This window comes from Hymenobacter sp. YIM 151858-1 (assembly GCF_025979705.1).
Lineage (GTDB): Bacteria > Bacteroidota > Bacteroidia > Cytophagales > Hymenobacteraceae > Solirubrum.
In genome coordinates this window covers 2,803,655-2,820,466 of record NZ_CP110136.1, presented here as the reverse complement: position 1 = coordinate 2,820,466, position 16,812 = coordinate 2,803,655, and the positions used below count along the sequence as shown (strand labels likewise).

Genomic DNA, 16,812 nt, shown 5'->3' with positions numbered 1-16,812 from the left:
TCTGCATTTGTCGTCGTTCTTCTGCTCGTTATGTCACGATTGTTGCCCGCCGCCCTGGCCTTGCTGCTGCCCCTAGGTGTTTTTGCCCAAACCAGCCGCTTTGGGCTGGAGTACCGCCCGCAGGCCGCGGGCATCAGCAACGGGGCCGCCGAGCTGCCGCTGGCCTGGGCCGGGGGGCTGAACAGTCCGCAGTTTTCGGGCATCGACCTGAACGCCGACGGGCAGCAGGACATGTTTGTGTTTGAGCGGATGACCAACCGCGTGCAAACCTACCTGAGCGTGCCCGCGGCAAACGGCGGGCGCGCCTGGCAATACGCCCCCGAGTACGAAGGCCTGTTTCCTGGCGACCTGCAGAACTGGGCCTTGCTGCGCGACTACGACTGCGACAACCGCCCCGACCTCTGGACGCAGATTGCGGGCGGCGACGTGCGCGTGTTTCGCAACGTGCCCGATGCGGCCGGCCGGCCTACGTTTCAGCTCATCAGCAATCAGCTTACCTACAGCCTGGGCTCGGGCACGGGCAGCTTCAACATTCGCCTAGGTGGCTACGACGTTCCGGCCATTCAGGACGTAGACGGCGACGGCCGGCTCGATATCCTGTCGTTCGACTTTGCCAGCGGCAACTACCTGCAGTACTTCCGCAACACCAGCGCGGGCTGCGGCGGCCTGCAGTTCCGGCAGGAAAGCGACTTCTGGGGCGGTGTTACGGCTTGTTTCAGCTCGTGCACCGGCTACGCCACGGGCGGGGTGGCCTGCCGGCCCAACGGCACCAACCACACCGGCGGCTCGGGCGTGCTGCTGCAGGATTTCGACCAGGATGGCGACCAGGACGTGCTGGTGGGCCGCGACGGCTGCGCCGAGCTGGTGGGGCTGCGCAACACCGGCACCGCCCAGCTGGCCGCTACCAACAGCGGCAGCGTATTAACGGCGCTGCCCAACGGCCTGGGCGCCGTGTCGTTGGTGAACTACCCGGTGGCCTTCAGCCTCGATGCCACCCACGACGGCAAGCCCGACCTGGTGGTGGCCTCGGCCTTGCTCGATAACACCGACCGCGTGAGCCTGCGCAACAACGTGCAGCTGTTCGAGAACACGGGCACGGCCGCGGCCCCCAGCTACGTGCGACGCCCGGGCGGTTTCGTGGCCGATCAGATGCTGGACGTGAGCGAAGGTGCCGCCACCACTTTTGCCGACCTCGACGCCGACGGCCTCGTGGATATGCTGGTGGCCAACCACGCCGAGCAGTACGGCGCGCACCACACCGAAACCAACTACCGCGCTACGCTCTCCTTTTACCGCAACGTGGGCACGCGCAGCCGGCCGGTGTTCAGCCTCGCCAACGCCGACTACCTAGGGCTGGCGGCGCGCAACCTCCGCGCCCTGCGCCCTGCCCTGGCAGACCTGAACCGCGACGGCGCCCCCGACCTGGCTTTTGCCGCTACGTACCAGGGCGCGTCGTTTGTGTTTTATTTTCTGAACACAGCTGCTGCCAACCAGCCGGCCGCCTTCAGCACCGCGCAGCTTACCTACCTGCGCAACCTGGGCAACACCGCCGGCGACACGCCCTGCTTTACCGACGTAGACGGCGACGGCCACCTCGATTTGCTGTTGGGTACCAACTCCATCAACACCGCTGGCTCGCTGCTGTACTACCGCCGCAACCCCGCGCAGCCGCTGGAGAATGGGTTTAGCCTCGTAAGCGACGACTACGGCCGCATTCGGATGGGCAACGGCGACCGGCCCTTTACCCTGGCGCCCACCGTAACCGATGCCGACGGCGACGGCACGCCCGACCTGCTTACCCTCGACCACAGCGGCGTGCTGCGCATGTATGCCAACTACCGCGCCCAAAGCGGCACCTTCGTGGAGCGCACCGATTTGGTGCTGAACAACCGCACCGGCCAGTACGAGGCCACCCGCCTGGGGGCCAACTCGCGCGCCCGCAACCACGTGGTAGCCGCCGACCTCAGCAACGACGGCGCCCCCGAAGTAGTGGTGGGCCTCGAAACGGGTGGTTTGCTGCTCTACGGCACGCGCAACCGCGTAACCAGCACCCGCAACCAGGCCGCCGCGCTGGCGCTGCAGCTATACCCCAACCCCGCCGCTACCGAGGTACTCGTTGAAACCGCCGCGCCCACGCGGGTAGTAATCCGCGATTTGCGGGGGCGCTTGGTGCTGCAAGCCACCCCCTTGGCGCGCCGCCACCAACTAAATGTGCAAGCCCTGGCCGCAGGCACCTACCTGCTGGAAGCTACCGATGCCCAAGGCCGCCGCGGAGGGCAGCTGTTGGTGGTTGGGCGTTAAGCGGGGCAGTTGGCGGTGGCCAGGGTTGGGCCGCACTGCGGCCCCTAGGTGCCGCGCGCCCCACCAGCCGCTGGCACCTGGGCGGCAAATGGCCGTTTTGGCCCCGCGCGTGCTTTGTTTGCGCTGCACTACGCGGTTTGCATCAGCTGCTGATGACTAGCAGCTGATTGGCAACTCGTTATTTAAGCTCGTACGCATCGCCGTCGAGCAGGGCCGGGAAGCGCGTGCGGTACGCCTCGAGGTCGGCGCGGCGCAGGGTGCGCGTAATACTGGTTTCCTGGTTGCCTACTTCCACCAGGTATTCGCCTTTCATGTCGAGCAGGGCCGAGTCGCCCTCGTAGCTCTGGCCGCGCAAATCGGTGCCCAGGCAGTTCACGCCCATGGTGTAGGCCAGGTTTTCCATGGCGCGGGCGCGCAGCAGGGTAATCCAGGCGGTGCGGCGGGCGGCGGGCCAGTTGGCCATGTACAGCAGCAAATCGTAGGGCTCGGCGGCGTTGTTGCGGCTCCATACCGGGAAGCGCAAATCGTAGCAAATCAGCGGGCAAATGCGCCAGCCGCGCCACTGCTCAAACAGGCGGTGCTGCCCGGCGGTGTACACCTCATGCTCGCCGGCCATCCGAAACAAATGGCGCTTGTTGTAGTGGCTGAAGGTGCCATCGGGCCGTACCCACAGCAGGCGGTTGTAGTAGCGGCCGTTTTCCTCGGTAATCACGCTGCCGGTAACCACGGCATCGCGCGAGGCGGCCAGGTTGCGCATCCAGGCCAGGGTAGGGCCCTCCACGGGCTCGGCCAGCAGGGCCGCATCCATGCTGAAGCCCGTCGTGAACATCTCGGGCAGCACCAGCAGATCAGTGGGGATAGAAATGGCCTCGATGTGCGAGGCCAGCTCGGCGCGGTTGTCTTCGGGCTTGTGCCATTGCAGCGAGGCCTGAACAAAGGAAACGGTTAGGTCGGACACAGGTGATGGGGGAGTAGGCAGTAGCGGAATGACTGGCATGTTACCTAATCCCGGGCGCAATCACAACCTGGGGGCGGGGCAATCATCCACGGAAAAAGCAAACCGGCCGTGCTGCAGTACAAGTACGAGCCTCTTTCGGCCCCTGCCCGCAAGCGCAAAGAGCCAAGCGACCTAGGGGCGCGCCCCTAGGTCGCTTGGCTCACCCCGGGCCCCTACCTCGCTCCATGCGCGAGATGAGGGAGAGGGGAGCCAGGGCGGCGCAGGAGTCAGCAACGATTCCGTTCAACGATTGCGGCGGCTGCGGCTCGCGCCTTCGCCGCCGCCCGGGTGTGGCGCGCCTGCAGCGCGTCGCGGAACCGAAGGTCGGCGTAGCCAACGGGTTGCCGCGCTACAGGCCCTAGGTGCTAGAGCTGGCGCAGGCGCTCGGCGGCGGCGCGCAGGGTGCTGTCCTGCTTCGCGAAGCAGAAGCGCACCAGGCCATGGTCGGTTTGGTTGTGGTAGAAGGCCGACACCGGCACTACGGCCACGCCGGCCTCGGTGGTAAGGCGGCGCGCAAACGCGGCGTCGTCTTCGGTGGGGGCAATGCGGTGGTAGCGTGCCAGCTGAAAGTACGAGCCCTCGGAGGGCAGCAGCTCGAAGCGCGTGTCGCGCATCAGCTCGCCAAACAAGTCGCGCTTCTGCTGCATAAACGCGGGCAGGTAGTCGTACGAGGCCACATCGCCCAGCACATCGGCAATGGCCAGCTGCGACAGCGTGCTCACGCTGAACGTAACGAACTGGTGCACGCGGCGCACCTCGGCGCTTAGGGCCGGCGGCGCCACGCAGTAGCCCACCTTCCAGCCGGTAGCGTGGTAGGTTTTGCCGAACGACGACAGCACGAAGGCCCGCTCGCGCAGCGCGGGGTACTGCAAGGCCGAGCGGTGCGGGTGCCCGTCGAACACCATGTGCTCGTACACCTCGTCGCTCAGCAAAAAGGCCTGCGTGGGCGCCAGGATTTCGGCCAGCTGCTGCCAGTCGGCATCGGTGAACACGGCGCCGGTGGGGTTGTGCGGCGTGTTCACCATCACGAGGCGGGTACGTGGGGTAATAGCCGCCTTAATTCGCTCCCAATCGGGGCGGAAATCGGGCACCGTGAGCGGTACGTACACGGGCCGGCCACCTTGCAGGCGAATGGCCGGGCCGTAGAGGTCGTAAGCAGGCTCGAGCACCACTACCTCGTCGCCGGATTGCACCACAGCGGCCAGCACGGCATACAGGGCTTCGGTGGCACCGGTGGTTACGGTTACGTCGGTTACCGGATCGGGGGCGGGCACGCCGTACACGGCGGCGGTTTTGGCGGCAATCAGCTCGCGCAGGCGCGGCAGGCCGGGCATGGGCGCGTACTGGTGCTGCGGCCCTAGGGTGTGGCGCTGCAAGGCCTCGGTGAGGGCGGCGGGCGGGTTGAAATCGGGGAAACCCTGGGCCAGGTTGATGGCGCCGTGCTCGGCAGCCAGCTGCGACATAACGGCGAAAATGCTGGTACCTACGTCGGGCAGTTTAGACGAGAGCGTGGGGGCGGGCATAGCGGGGGCTGAAGTTCGAGCCCGCAAAGTACGGCCCGCGCGCCTAGGTTGCCGCACGGGGCGGCACCAGCGGCAGCCGGATGCGGAACGTGGTGCCCTGGCCCACCTGGCTTTGCACCTCCAGGCGCCCGCCGTGGATCTGCACAATGCGCTGCACCAGGTACAGGCCCATGCCCGAGCCCTCCACGTGGTCGTGAAAGCGGCGGAACATCTGGAATATTTCGGTGCCGTAGCGTTCCAGATCGATGCCCAGGCCGTTGTCCTGCACCACCAGCATGGCCTGCCCGTTTTCGACGGCCGAGTACACCCGAATGTGCGGAGCGCGCTCGGGCGAGGCGTACTTGATGGCGTTGCTGATGAGGTTGTAGAACACGCTTTGCAGGTTGGGCCGCACAAACGCCACCGCCGGCAGCGCCGCAAAATCCGTTTCGATGGTAGCGCCGGTAGCCCGCACCTGCTCCCGGATGCTTTGCAGCACCTCCTGCGTCAGCAGCTCCAGATCGACGAGCTCGGCCGGCACCTGCTGGCTTTGCTTCTGCACCTGCACCAGCTCGCTCAGGTCGCTGATGGTGTCGTAAATCTGATCGAGCGAGTGCTCGAACATGGCCGTCAGCTCGGGCGCATCGGGGTCGTCGTAGCGGGCCATGCGCGTGAGCTCGGCAAAGATGCCGGCCATGTTGTCGATGGGCTGCTTGAGGTCGTGCGAGGCCGTGTACACGAAGTTGTCGAGGTCCTGGTTGATGCGCACCAAATCGGCGTTGCGCTCCTCCAGCTCCTGCTGAAAGCGCTTGTAGTCGTCGATGTCGGTGCTGGTGCCAAACCACTTCAGAATGCGGCCCTCGGCGTCGCGCATGGGTCGGGCCCGGTGCAAAAACCAGCGGTACTGGCCGTCGGAGGCGCGGCGCAGGCGGTTTTCGTGCTGGTGGTGGCGCCCCAGCCGCAGGTTTTCGGCCAGCGCCTGCACCGTTTCGGCCCGCTCGGTGGGCGGCACCAGGTGGGCCCAGCCTTCGCGGCGCGCCTGCTCCAGCCCCAGGCCCGTGTACTCCATCCAGCCCTCGTTCAGGAAATCGATGCTGCCGTCGGGCTCCAAGGTCCAGACCAACTGCGGAATGCTGTCGGCCAGAAACCGGAATTTCTCCTCCGAGGCGCGCAGCTCCGCGTGCAGCTCGTACTGCTCGTGGATATCGGTGGAGGAGCCGTACAGGCGCACCACCGTGCCGTGGGGGCCGATTTCGGGTACGCCGCGCGCCAGGTGCCAGCGGTACTGCCCGTCGCGGCGGCGCAGGCGCACCTCCAGGGCGTAGGGCATGCGGTCGGCCAGGGCCTGGGCCAGGCGCTGCTGCGCCGGCCCTAGGTCGTCGGGGTGCAGGGCCCGCGTCCAGCCGCTGTCGGGGCCGGTCAGGGTGGGGTCGAGGGGGTCTTGCCCCGTCAGCCGGAACCACTGCGGGCTGAGGTAATCGAGGTGGCCCTGGGCGTCGGCCGTCCAGATGATTTGCGGAATGCTGTGCGTCAGGAACCGGAAGCGCTCCTCCGAGCGGCTCAGGCGCTCCTGCAGCTCCAGCTGCTCGTGCACATCGATAATAGAGCCGTACCACTGCGTTACCTGCCCCTGTTCGTCGAGCATGGGCAGGGTGCGCCCTAGGTGCCAGCGGTACTGCCCATCGTGGCGGCGCAGGCGCAGCTTGCCCGTCCAGGGCTGTTTTTGGCGGCGGGCCTGCTCGAAGCTGGCCAGGCAGGCGCGGCGCTCGGCCGGGTGCAGGTACTGTTGCCAGGCCGCGGCCTCGTGGGGGGCGCAGCCGGTGTAGGCATGCCACTGCGGGCTCACGTACGCCAGCTGCCCATCGGCCCGCTGAATGTAGCTGATAAGGGGCAGGGCCTCCGTCATGGCCCGGATCTGCTCGTCGCGGCGGCTTACCTCGGCGGCCAGCTGCTCGCTGCGCTGCTGCGTGAGCACGCGCTGCGTAACCTCGATGCCGAAAAGCAGCACGCCCTGGGTGCGGCCGTGCTCGTCGAGCAGGGCCTGCAGCGTAAAGTCAAAATAATGGGCCTCGGGCTGCCCGGTAAGCGGGCTGAGCAGGCTAAGCGGGTAATCGTGTTGCGTGATGGTGGCGCCCGAGCCGAACACCTCGTTCAGCATCGGCACGATGCCCTGCTGCTGCAGCTCGGGCACGGTTTGGGCCACCGGCAAGCCCACGCGCAGGCGGCCGCCGAGCAGCTCGGCAAAGTTGGGCGTGGCGAAAGCACAAATCTGCTCGGGCCCCAGCAAGGTGGCCACGTAAGCCGGCACCTGCCCCAGAATTTGCTGCAGCTGGCGGTCCTTCTCGAGCATGCGCTGCTGCACGCGCTTGGCATCGTCGATGTCGGTGCAGGTGCCAAACCACCGGCTGATGCTGCCGTTGGCATCGCGCATGGGCAGGGCCTGCACCAGGTACCAGCGGTGGTTGCCTTGGTGGCTGCGCAAGCGGCACTCGGCTTTGTAGGGCATGCCGCTGCGCAGCGAGTCCTGCCAGCGCTGCTCGGCCGCGGCCGCGTCGGTGGGGTGCAGGAAGGCCGTCCAGGTAAGGTGGCTGCCATCGGCGGCGGGCTGGCCGGTGTAAAGGTGCCAGCGGCCGTTGGCGTAGTCCTGCCGGCCGTGGGCATCGGTAGCCCACACCAGCTGCGGAATAAACTCGGCCAGAAACCGGAATTGCTCTTGCTGGCGGCGGGTTTCGGCCGTGGCCAGGGCCACGGCCTGCTGCGTGCGCAGCTGCTCCGTCACGTCGAGGGCCGCCATCAGCACGCCCTCGATGCGCCCGCGCGCATCCAGCAGCGGGTGAATAGAAATGTTGACGTGCTTTACATCGGCCTCGCTGCCGCCCAGCGGCAACACGGGTACGCTTTCGAGGCGGCGCAGCTCGCCGGTGCGGTACACCTCATCGAAAAGCGCCAGCATTTCGGGGCCGGGGCTGGGGTGCGCCGCGCGGGCCGGCTTGCCCACCGAGTCGTCGGCAATAAAGGGGCGGGCCTGGGCCGATAAGTAGTCGATTACGTGCTCGGGGCCGCGCATCACCACCAGGTGCATGGGCAGCTGATCGAACTGCCGCAGCAGGCGGCGCTGCCGTTGCTGGCGCACCTTGCGCTCATGAATTTCGGTGCTGGTACCGAGCCAGCGCACCTGTTGGCCGTTGGGCACCACGCGGGCCTGCGTCAGAAACCAGCGGTACTGCCCCTCGCGGTTGCGCAGGCGGTATTCGGCCTCAAATGCGGTGCCCTCGGCCAGGGCTTTGGCCCAGTGCTGGGCTATGCCGGGCCGCTCGTCGGGGTGCAGGTGCTGCACCCAGCCTTCATCCGACCAAAACGTGGCCGCGGGCTGGCCGCTGAACTCCTCCCAGCGCTTGTTTACGTAGCCGGCGGTGCCCTCGGCGTTGGCCATCCACACGATTTGCGGAATGCTGGTGGCCAGAAACTCCAGCTGCTGCTGCTGCCGGCGCACTTCGGCGGCGGCTTGCTCGGCGGCGTGGCGGGCGCGTACCTGCTCGCTCACGTCGACGGCCACCACCAGCACGCCCTCTACCTGGCCGGCTTCGGCGCGCAGCGGCTGCAGCGTAATGTCGAGGTAGGCCGGCGCGGCACCGCCGGCCTCGGCACCTAGGGCGGCCACGGCCTGCTCGCGCAGCACCACCACCTGCCCGCTGCCGTAGGCCCGATCGAGCATGCGACCTAGGGCGCGCATGGCCGGCCGCGGGTCGTTTTTATCGAGGGGCTGGCCCAGGGGTTGCGGGCCGCTGAAGCGCACGGCCGAGGGCGACTGATACACCAGCCGGTGCTCGGGCCCCGTAACGATGAGCAATTGCACCGGCAGCTGGCCCAGCTGCTGCAGCAGGCGCTGCTGGCGCAGGTGCAGCGCCGAGGCCGGCGCGGTTGGCTCGGGGGCACCATGGGCTTCGGCCCGGCACAGCAGGTAGCGCAGCTGGCCGCTTTCGGGCTCGGCTACGGGCGTGAGGGTCAGCTGCAAAACACCTAGGGCAAGATGAGCCGGGGCGGACTGTTGCCGCGCATCGGCCAGGGCCTGGGCCCACACCCCGGGCGCCGCGCCATGGCCGGAAAATACTTCGGCCACGGGCTGGCCCACCAATTGCTCGGCCCGGCTGCCAAGCAGCCGGGCCATGGCCGCGTTGGCGGCCACTATGCGTCCGGATGCAGGGCAAATGGCCAGATGAGGTGCTGGCAACGCATTGAACAGCAGCGCAAAGTCGGCGGTTTGGGGGGTTGCCATATCCTAACGAGGGCCCGTGCACGACGGGCTCGTCTCAGCCAAATATAGCAAGCTGCTGGCCCAAAGGCGGCACAAAAGTGGCAGCTTGTGGTAGGCATAACCGCCGGCCGGGCTTCGGGTTTGTAACCTTAGCTCAACAATTACGTTTACGGCAGATTCATTTAGCTATTCGCCCGCGCCATGGCCCTGCGCTCCATCTTCGAGGATGCCACCATCAGTATTTACTACGACTTCGGCAACGATTGGCTGTACGCCGATTGGGGCGCCCAGCAGGACCTGGCCAGCGTGCAGGCCGGCGCCCTGCAAATGCTGGAGTGCCTGAAGCAGGAGCGCTGCCACAAGGTGCTCAACGACAACCGGAAGGTGCAAACCATTTGGGCCGACGCGGCCGAGTGGGGCGGCAAGGTGTGGTTTCCGGCCATGGCCGAGGCCGGGCTCGAGTTTTTCGCCTGGGTGTACTCGCCCAACATCTACAGCCGCCTCTCCACCGACCTGACCCTGCGGCACACCGCCAAGCCCATCGTGATGACCTTCGATAACATGGATACCGCTGCCTCGTGGCTGCGGCACATGTAGCCACCTAGGGCTCCGCACGCGCCACGGCCCCGCCCGCACTGGTTTGCCAGTGCGGGCGGGGCCGTGGCGTTAGCGGCGGGGCAGGCCTACAACGGCGCGATGCTGTAGTCGACAATCGTTTCGTAGCGGGTGCCGTTTTGCTGGGCCGAAGCGCCGGTGTGCTGGGCAGCAAACACCTCGGTACGGCCTTGGTACACGTGTACGTCGAGCAATTGGCCGGCAGCAGGCCGGGCGCTGCTGGATAGCACCAGGCGCAGCCTGGCAGGCGGGCCGCCGGCGTACGTGGTTACCGTGGGCAGATCAACCAGCACCGCCGAGGCCGAGGCGTTGGTGTAGGTGGTGCGCAGCGCATAGGGCTTCAGGGCAAAGCTGCCGTTGCTCGCTTCGGGCTCGGCGGTGTATACCTCGATGCGGGCGTCGTCGAGCTGCACGGGCTGGCCATTGGCGGCCTGCTTGCTGTAGCTGATAGAGTACACCTGGCTTTGCTCGAGGGCGGCACCGGGCTGGGGCTGCGGCAGATCGGGCGTGGAGCAGCCCAGCACGGCCAGCAGGGGCAAAAAGGCAATCAGTTTTTTCATGTTCGAAAAGGAGGGGAGTGGGAGGTGGCCGCACAACACCGGCCGCCCGGCAATGGTGCGCTGGGCGCGGCTTGCAAGATAAGCCGCCGCCGCGAAGCCCGCCCGCAGCCCCGCCCGCCGAAGCCGGCGCCTGGGTTGCAAATGCCGCCGCCGCGCCGCAGCTTTACTACCGATGCTTCGCTTTCCCTTTTTTGCTGCCTGCGGCCTGGCCGCGGCAGCCGCGTTTTCGGCCTCGGCGCAGTCGCTGCCCATCCTCGATCAGAACCCGCCCGCGCTGCAGTGGCGGCAGGTACGCACGCCGCACTTCAGCGTGCTTTACCCCCAAGGGTTCGACTCGGCCGCGCAGCGCACGGCCCGCCGCCTCGAGCAGGTGCACGCCGTGGGCTCGGCCACGCTGGGCGTAACGGCGCGGGCCATTACCGTGGTGCTGCAAAACCAAACCACCGTCAGCAACGGGTTTGTTACGTTTCTGCCGCGCCACTCCGAGTTTTTCGTGGTGCCCCCGCAGGACATGAGCCTCGGCACGCTGGATTGGCTCGACCAATTGGCCGTGCACGAGTTCCGGCACGTGGGGCAGTTTGATAAGGCCCGGCAGGGCGTGGGCCGCCTGCTGGTGCCGCTGCTCGGCCAAGGGGCCCTGGGTGTGGCTTCGGTGGGCGTGCCGCCGTGGTTTTTTGAAGGCGACGCCGTGGGCACCGAAACGGCCCTCACGCGCAGCGGCCGCGGGCGCATCCCGAGCTTCGATGTGGGCCTGCGCGCCAACTTGCTGTCGGGGCGCCGCTACAGCTACCCCAAAGCCGTGGCGGGCTCGTACCGCGACTTTGTGCCCAACTGGTACGTGCTGGGTTACTTCATGACCTCGTACCTGAAAAACCACCACGGCCCCGACGTGTGGGACCGGGTGCTCGATCGGTATTACCGCTTTCCGTTTTACCCGTATTCGTTTTCGCGCAGCATCCGCCGCGAAACCGGCCTGCGCGTGGAGCAGCTGTACCGGCGCAGCATGCAGGAGGCCGACTCGGCGTGGCGCGCCCAGCAGCGCGAGCTGGTGCTTACCCCCGGCCGCGACCTGAAAGTGCAGGCCACCGAAAAAGTATTCACGCAGTACGAGTTTCCGCAGTACCTCTCCGATAGCACGGTGCTGGCCCTGAAAACCGGCCTCGGCGACATTGCCCAGCTGGTGCGCCTAAGCAGGCAAGGGCGCGAGGAGAAGGTGTTTGTGCTGGGGCAGCTGAATTGGCCCGAAATGCTGTCGGTAGCGGCGGGCAAGGCCATTTGGCCCGAGTACGGGTTCGACCCTAGGTGGGGGCAGCGCATTTACACCGAGCTGCGCCTGCTCGACCTGGGCACGGGCCGCCTCACGCGCCTCACCAAGGGCAGCCGCTACACCGCCGCGGCCCTCTCGCCCGATGGCACCCGTATTGTAGCCACGCAAACCGACGAAAGCTACCGCCACGCCTTGGTGCTGCTCGATGCCGCCACGGGCAAGGTGCTGCAAACGCTACCCAACCCACAAAATCAGCTGTACATTCAGCCGCGCTTTACCGCCGATGGGCAACACGTGGTGGCCGTGGTGCTGCGGCCCGAGGGCAAAACCCTGGAGCTGATAAACCCCGCCGCCAACCAGGTGCGGGCGCTGCTGCCGGTAGCCAACGTAAACCTCAGCAACCCGCAGCCCTGGGGCGACTACGTGCTGTACAACTCGCCGCAATCGGGCCTCGACAACGTGCACGCCGTGCATACCGGCACGGGCCGCACTTACCAGGTTACCAGCCGCCCATTCGGTGCCTACCACGCGGCTGTGTCGCCCGACGGGCGCCACCTCGCTTTTCACGATTACCGGGCGCAGGGCGCCCGCGTAATGGAAATGCCGCTCGACCCCGCCACCTGGCGCGAGGTACCCGTAGCCACCACCGATCCGGCCCGGTTGTACTCGGCCCAGCTTACGGCGCAGGAGCCCGGCGCCCGGCGTTTGCTGCCCCAGCTTGCGGCCCCCGCCGATTCGGGCCAGGCCTACGCCGTGCGGCCCTACTCGCCGCTGCGCCACGCGTTCAATGTTTTCGGCTGGGGGTTGGTGCAAAGCCCCGCGGGCAATAGCCTCAGCCTAGGTATTCGGTCGCAGGATTTCCTGAACACCACCCAGGCCATAGCGGGCGCATCCTTCGACCAGGCCGAGCGCACAGCGGGCTTTTTCGGCGGCGTAAGCTACCAGGGGCGCTACCCCGTGTTCGACCTCGATATTGAGCACGGCGGCCGCAACGCCGGCATTTTGTACCAAGGCGATGTGTACCGCGACCGGTGGCGCTACACCCGCCTGACTACCGGTGTGCGCCTGCCGCTCACGCTCACGCGCTCCAAGTACCTGCAGGCGCTTACCCTAGGTGCCTACTACCTGCACGAGCAAGTGCGCGACTACAACCTGCCCGTGCGGCGCATTACCGAGGTGGGCCCCAACAGTCCGCTCAACGGCGTGCAGGGCAGCGCCAGCTACGTGCGCGTGCTCAAGCAAAGCACCCGCGATGTGGGCCCTAGGTGGGGGCAAAGCCTGCTGGCTACGGGGCGCACCACGCCGTTTGGCCGCGGGCTCGAGGCCTCGCAGTGGGCCGTGCAAGGCAGCCTGTATTTCCCGGGCGTTGGCAAGCACCACAACGTGCGGGTGCGCGGCGGCTATCAGTGGCAGCAGCAGCGCGAGTATCAGTTTGCGCCGGCCGTGTTCTTCCCGCGCGGTTCGGGCTACGTCAGCTTCGATCGGCTGCGCACGGCCAGCGTGGAGTACCGCCTGCCTTTGGCCGATACGCACTGGGCGGTGGGCCGCTGGCTGTACGTGCAGCGCTTTACCGGCTCGGGCTTTGCCGACTGGGCCCACGGCCGCAACGTGGAAGGCCGCTTCGTGGGCTCGCGCACCTACCAAAACCTAGGGCTGAGCACCACCGTGGTGTTTAACGTGCTGCGCCTGCGCACCCCGCTCGAAACGGGCCTGCGCTTTGTGTACAATACCCGCACCGGTAGTTGGGTGCTGCAGCCGTTGGTGCTCGATATCGGAATTTAATTGGCTGATGGCGAGGGTGGGAGAGAGCTGGTGCAAAGAATTTTTCGGGGTGTAGAAATCCGCTGATAAAGCGGCTCCCGTAGGTTCCGGCACATTCATTCTCTCTCGTTCCAAACCATGAAAAAGAACTTCTTCTCTCTCGCCCTGGTAGCCATTCTTGGTGTAGCTGCTCACTCGGCTTCGGCCCAAGCCATGATGTCGCCCAACAGCGTGATGGTAGGTGGCAAAGCCATGCTGCCGAGCAAGAACATCGTGGAAAACGCCGTAAACTCGGCCGACCACACCACCTTGGTAGCCGCCGTAAAAGCTGCCGGCCTCGTTGAAACGCTGCAAGGCAAAGGCCCCTTCACGGTATTCGCGCCGGTAAACGATGCCTTCGAGAACCTGCCCGCCGGCACCGTTGACAACCTGCTGAAGCCCGAAAACAAGGCCACCCTCACCAAGGTGCTCACCTACCACGTAGTAGCCGGCAACCTCACGGCCGACAAGCTGATGGCGCAAATCAAAGCCGGCAAAGGCAAGGCTTCGCTGAAAACGGTAAGCGGCGGCACGCTGGTAGCCCAGATGAACGGCAAAAACAACGTGGTTATTTCCGACGAATCGGGCAACGTTGCCACCATCTCGACCTACGACGTGAACCAGAGCAACGGCATGATTCACGTAATCGACAAAGTGATGCTGCCCAAGTAATCTTACCAAGGCACTACACGCTCACGCAAAGCACAAGCCCGCCGGCAACCTAGGTTGCCGGCGGGCTTGTGCTTTGCGGGCACCTGGGTTTTGGTAGGCGAGGCACGCCGGTAAAGGCCCCGGCCCACCGGCTGTGTCACGCCAATAGCAACAAAGGCCGGGAAGGTTTGGCGGGTAATCGTGCATCTGCTTTATTCGCTGCCGACTTATTGGTTTGTTCCCGATTATTTCCTCTCAATGCTTTTCAATTATCGTACGAGGTGGCAGCGCTGGGCGCTGCTGGGCAGCTGCGCGGCAGCCCTAGGTGCCTCGGCCTTTACCACGCCCGAGCCGGCCCTGGTGCAACAGATTTTGGGTAAGCTAACGGGCTTTTACCAAGCCACCGCGCCCGAAAAGAGCTACCTGCACCTGGATAAGGGCTTTTACACCGCAGGCGAGCTGGTGTGGTTTAAGGCCTACGTAGTGAATGCCGGTCAGCACCAGCCCGATACCCTGAGCCGCGTGCTGTACGTTGATTTGGTGGGCCCCAACCAGCAAGTAGTGGCGCGGCGCACCCTGCGCCTGCAGGGCGGCACCGCGGCCGGCGACCTAGCCCTGCCCGACAGCGCCGCGCAGGGCTCTTATACGGTGCGCGCCTACACCAACTGGATGCGCAACGCCGGCCCCGATTACTTTTTCAGCCAAAGCCTGCCGGTGCTGGGCACCAAGCCCGCGCCAGCCGCCAAGCGCAAACCGGCCGCCAACAAGCCCGATTTTCAGCTGTTTCCGGAGGGCGGGCAGCTGATTGCCGGCTTGCCCAACGTGCTGGCTTTTAAGGCCTCCGACCAGCAAAGCCGCGGCTTGGCCGTGAAGGGCGAGCTGCTGAACGCCGCCGGCACGCCCGTGGCTAGCTTTGCCAGCCTGCACGCGGGCATGGGGGCTTTTACCTTCACGCCCGAAGCCGGCCAGGCGTACACCGCGCACGTTACCTGGCCCGATGGCAGCACCAGCACCCACGCGGTGCCCGCTGCCGCGCCGGCCGGCGGCCTGCTGCTGCACGTAGAGCCCTCTGTTACCCAAATGGGCATCCGGATGGCGCGCAAAGTGCCCGGCGAGGCAGTGCCTTCCGAAAACGTAACGCTGGTGGTGCACGTGCGCGGCCAGTTGGTGTACGTGGGGCAATCGGCGCTGGCCAACGGCGAGGTGCTGAGCAGCCGCATTCCCATCGAGCGGTTTCCGTCGGGCATTGCGCACTTTACCTTGTTTGATGCGCAAGGCGTGGCCCGGTGCGAGCGGCTGGCTTTCGTGAACCGGCAAGACGGCCTGCGCGTAACCGTGCGGCCCGACAAAGCCAGCTACGGCCCGCGCCAAAAAGTAACCTTGGCGCTCGAAACCCGCGATGCCAGCGGGCAACCCGTACCGGCCGAGCTTTCGTTGGCTGTAACGGCTGCCGACCTGGAGCAACCTGGCGCGCCCACCATCGTGAGCCACCTCTTGCTCAGCTCCGATTTGCGGGGCTACATCGAAGACCCGGCTTACTACTTCCGCGACGCCGAGCCCGCCACCCGGCAGGCGCTGGATCATCTGATGCTTACCCAAGGCTGGCGACGGTTTGTGTGGGCGCAGCTGCTCAACAACCCCTTGCCCGTGGGCGAGTATGCTTTGGAGCGCGGCCTGGGGCTCAGCGGGCAGGTATGGCGCACCGAACGCAAACCCGCTGCCCAAAGCGAGCTGACCTTGCTGATTGGGAAGGGCCTGAACAACCTCACCACCAGTACCACCGACAACCAGGGGCGGTTTTTGTTTACGGGTTTCGGGGGGCAGGATAGCGCCCGGGTGGTGGTGCAGGCCCGTACGCCCAAAGGAAGCCCGGCACTTATAGTGAAACTAACCGACCGTTGGGCGGGGGTGCCCGCGCCCTACCCACCAGCCCTGATGCCCGATGCAGCGCTTGCGGCCAGCTTTGGGCAACGCAGCCGCCGGCAGCAGTCGATTGAGCGGCAGTTTGGGCCCGATACCACCCGGCGTATCATGCTGAGCAACGTTGTAATCAAAGGCCGCCGCGAGCCGGTACCCGACGACCCGCGCCGCATTTTTACCGGTGCCGACGTGATGCTCAAAACCAGTTCCATTCCTGGCTTCGATAATTACCCCAATGCCCTTATGGCGCTGCAGGGGCGCATTGCCGGGGTGCAGATAATGGGCAACGGCATGCAAACTACGGTGCAAATCAGGGGTGCCGGTTCCATCATGGGGTCGTCGCAGCCGCTGATATTGCTAGATGGGATGCCGGTACGGGACATCGAAGCCATTCTTACGATTCCGGCCTCGGATATCGAGTCGGTCGACGTGTTCAAGGGGGCATCGGCTGCTATGTTTGGCACGCAGGGCGCCAACGGGGTAATGGCTTTTTACACCAAGCGCGGCGGCTCGGCCAGTACCTCCTCGGGCAGCAGCCCGGGCGTGGCCCGGGCTACCGTACCGGCCTACTACCAACCCCGCGAGTTTTACGCCCCGCGCTACGAAACCCCGGCCCCTGCCCTGCACCCCGATTACCGCGCCACTACCCTGTACTGGGCGCCCACCGTTGCCACCAACGCCGATGGCCGTGCTACCCTCACCTTTTACACCTCCGACGACCTAGGGGCGTTTCGGGTAGGCGTGCAGGGCCTGAGTGCCAACGGCCGGCCCGGTACCGGCTCGGCCGTGCTGGAGGTGCAGCGAGGGCGGTAGGCAGGCAAGCACCTAGGCGCGCTTGCCTAGGTGCTTGCACCACGTGCTGAGCTTGGGGCAAAAATGCCAGCCCAAAACCCGGCGAGGCAACAGAAATATAACGTTGCTGACAATCAGGTAGCCCGTTTAAA

9 protein-coding genes are annotated in these 16,812 nt (G+C 66.0%); 5 read left to right on the top strand and 4 right to left on the bottom strand.

What is annotated here, in order from left to right; genetic code table 11:
* The first annotated feature begins 30 nt into the window (after positions 1 to 30).
* Complete coding sequence (locus tag OIS50_RS12505; RefSeq protein WP_264690972.1) at positions 31 to 2,301, top strand: T9SS type A sorting domain-containing protein; 2,271 nt, start codon at positions 31 to 33, stop codon at positions 2,299 to 2,301.
* A 178-nt stretch (positions 2,302 to 2,479) separates the two neighbouring features.
* Here OIS50_RS12505 and OIS50_RS12500 read toward each other — a convergent pair whose 3' ends face one another.
* The 3 genes from OIS50_RS12500 to OIS50_RS12490 all read right to left on the bottom strand — a co-directional run bounded on the left by OIS50_RS12500 (position 2,480) and on the right by OIS50_RS12490 (position 9,076).
* Positions 2,480 to 3,259 (bottom strand): amidohydrolase, encoded by a 780-nt coding sequence (locus OIS50_RS12500; RefSeq protein WP_264690971.1) that lies wholly within the window; start codon positions 3,257 to 3,259, stop codon positions 2,480 to 2,482.
* 404 nt (positions 3,260 to 3,663) lie between these two features.
* Complete coding sequence (locus tag OIS50_RS12495) at positions 3,664 to 4,821, bottom strand: methionine aminotransferase (RefSeq protein WP_264690970.1); 1,158 nt, start codon at positions 4,819 to 4,821, stop codon at positions 3,664 to 3,666.
* Between the two features lie 43 nt (positions 4,822 to 4,864).
* Positions 4,865 to 9,076 carry a PAS domain-containing protein gene (locus OIS50_RS12490; RefSeq protein ID WP_264690969.1) on the bottom strand — a complete coding sequence of 1,404 codons (4,212 nt, stop codon included), beginning with the start codon at positions 9,074 to 9,076 and terminating at the stop codon, positions 4,865 to 4,867.
* Between the two features lie 180 nt (positions 9,077 to 9,256).
* Here OIS50_RS12490 and OIS50_RS12485 point away from each other — a divergent pair, with 180 nt between their 5' ends.
* Positions 9,257 to 9,652, top strand: coding sequence for a hypothetical protein (locus tag OIS50_RS12485; RefSeq protein ID WP_264690968.1), 396 nt, complete (start codon positions 9,257 to 9,259; stop codon positions 9,650 to 9,652).
* Between the two features lie 86 nt (positions 9,653 to 9,738).
* Here OIS50_RS12485 and OIS50_RS12480 read toward each other — a convergent pair whose 3' ends face one another.
* Entirely contained in the window at positions 9,739 to 10,230 is a 492-nt protein-coding gene (locus tag OIS50_RS12480) for a hypothetical protein (protein ID WP_264690967.1), read from the bottom strand.
* Between the two features lie 172 nt (positions 10,231 to 10,402).
* Here OIS50_RS12480 and OIS50_RS12475 point away from each other — a divergent pair, with 172 nt between their 5' ends.
* The 3 genes from OIS50_RS12475 to OIS50_RS12465 all read left to right on the top strand — a co-directional run bounded on the left by OIS50_RS12475 (position 10,403) and on the right by OIS50_RS12465 (position 16,681).
* Positions 10,403 to 13,279 carry a TolB family protein gene (locus OIS50_RS12475; protein WP_264690966.1) on the top strand — a complete coding sequence of 959 codons (2,877 nt, stop codon included), beginning with the start codon at positions 10,403 to 10,405 and terminating at the stop codon, positions 13,277 to 13,279.
* Positions 13,280 to 13,396: 117 nt separating this feature from the next.
* The gene (locus OIS50_RS12470) at positions 13,397 to 13,969 is read left to right on the top strand and encodes a fasciclin domain-containing protein (protein ID WP_264690965.1); all 573 of its coding nucleotides are present in this window, start codon (positions 13,397 to 13,399) and stop codon (positions 13,967 to 13,969) included.
* Between the two features lie 237 nt (positions 13,970 to 14,206).
* Positions 14,207 to 16,681 carry a TonB-dependent receptor plug domain-containing protein gene (locus OIS50_RS12465; protein WP_264690964.1) on the top strand — a complete coding sequence of 825 codons (2,475 nt, stop codon included), beginning with the start codon at positions 14,207 to 14,209 and terminating at the stop codon, positions 16,679 to 16,681.
* The last annotated feature ends 131 nt before the right edge of the window (positions 16,682 to 16,812 follow it).